The sequence below is a fragment of the Sandarakinorhabdus sp. genome (genome assembly GCF_040398645.1).
GTDB lineage: Bacteria > Pseudomonadota > Alphaproteobacteria > Sphingomonadales > Sphingomonadaceae > Sandarakinorhabdus.
On record NZ_JBBATR010000102.1, the window covers coordinates 1 to 1,630 of the forward strand.

General features: G+C 64.8%; 3 protein-coding genes. All 3 read right to left on the reverse strand.

Translation table 11 applies throughout. The features are described 5' to 3' along the window. Positions 1-689: c-type cytochrome (locus ABWP50_RS13295; protein WP_353218468.1), on the reverse strand; the 689-nt coding region annotated here is incomplete at its 3' end. A gap of 6 nt (positions 690-695) precedes the next feature. Further along, complete coding sequence (locus ABWP50_RS13300) at positions 696-1,139, reverse strand: c-type cytochrome (protein WP_353218469.1); 444 nt, start codon at positions 1,137-1,139, stop codon at positions 696-698. A gap of 86 nt (positions 1,140-1,225) precedes the next feature. Next, positions 1,226-1,630: His/Gly/Thr/Pro-type tRNA ligase C-terminal domain-containing protein (locus ABWP50_RS13305; RefSeq protein WP_353218470.1), on the reverse strand; the 405-nt coding region annotated here is incomplete at its 5' end.

A 1,630-nucleotide genomic window follows, 5' to 3' on the forward strand; every position in this document is an offset into this window, starting at 1 on the left:
CCTTCCGGATCGGGCGCGCCGCCCAGCCAGGCGGTCTTGTCGGTCCCGCCAAAGCCATCGCGCGGGCTGTGGCATTCCCCGCAATGCCCCGGCCCTTCCACCAGATATTGGCCGGCCATCACTTCGGGTGATGCTCCGGCCGGCAAGGCCGCCACCGGCGCCGCATCCAGATACAGGCGCTTCCACAGGCCGATGCCGCGGCGGATGTTGAACGGAAACGCGATCTTGCCTTCCGGCGGGGTGCCGGCCACCGCGGGCAGCGTGTTCAAATAGGCAAACAGATCAGCCACATCGCCGGCCCGCATCCTGGCATAACTGGTGTAGGGAAAGGCCGGATAATAATGCCGGCCATCGGGCGACACGCCGCGGCGCATGGCGTTGTCAAACTCCGCCAGCGTCCAGCCGCCGATGCCGTCCGCGCCGGGCGAGATGTTCGGCGGCTGGAAATCACCAAATTGCGTGGCCAGCACGGCGCCCCCGCCCAGCCGCAGCTTGGCGTCGTCCTTGGCGCCCTTGGCCGCATGGCAGGATGCGCAGCCGCCAGCCCAGAAAATCCGTGCCCCGCGCGCGGCATCGCCGGGGCCTTGTGCCGCTTGCGCATCAGACAGACGCTGCGGCGCCGTGATGAACAAACTCACCACGACGCTCAGCAAGATCAGCCCGGCCAGGCCGGCAAGCAGACGCTTCACGCCGGCTCAGCTCTTTTTGATTCTAAAGCCTTCGTGGCAGCTCTTGCAATTTGCGGTGACCATACCGAACGCCTTGCCGAAGCTGGCCGCATCGGTGACCGTCATCGCGGCCGCAGCAGCGGTGTCCTTCTGGAATTTGTCAGTGGCGATCTTCCAATCGGCTGCCATCGTCCAGATTGCCGGGGAGGCTTCGGTTTCGCCGCCAGTCTTGCTGCTGGCCGGGAAATGCGTCGGAAACGCCTTGGCGGCGGCCGCATAGTTGGCGAGGATCTTGTTTGCCGTGGCGGCATCGAACGGCACCGCGCCCTTCAGCATGTCGCCGCCCATCTTGGTGTCGCGGCCATTGCCCTTCATGATCGCCTGGCGATCTTCGATCGGGCCGGCCAGGGCGATGGATGGCAAAATGACGGCGGTCGCCAATATGGCAGCAAGCATCGGACGCAGCATCATGTGTCTCCCGGTTGGAATCAAACCCATCGTCACCTTAACGCGCCCCCGCTGTGCGCGCCAATGGTGTATTTGCCGCTTTGCAGCGCTCAACGCAGATCGGGCGGCAACGCATCCGCCGCAATCAGCGCCACCGCCTCGGCCAGCGGCATCACCTTCTGCTCGCCGCCTTTCAGGCTGCGCAGCGCCACTGTGCCTTCTTCGGCTTCGCGGCGGCCAACAACCAGCATGTAGGGCGCTTTTTGCAGGCTGTGCTCGCGCACCTTCAGGTTGATCTTCTCGTTGCGCAGATCGGTTTCCACACGGATGCCGGCCTTGCGCAGCAACTCGCTCACCTGCCCGGCATAATCGTCCGCATCCGAAACGATGGTCGCCACCACCGCCTGGCACGGCGCCAGCCAGGTCGGGAACCAGCCGGCAAAATGCTCGATCAAGATGCCGATGAAGCGTTCATAACTGCCCAATATGGCGCGGTGCAGCATCACCGGGCGGTG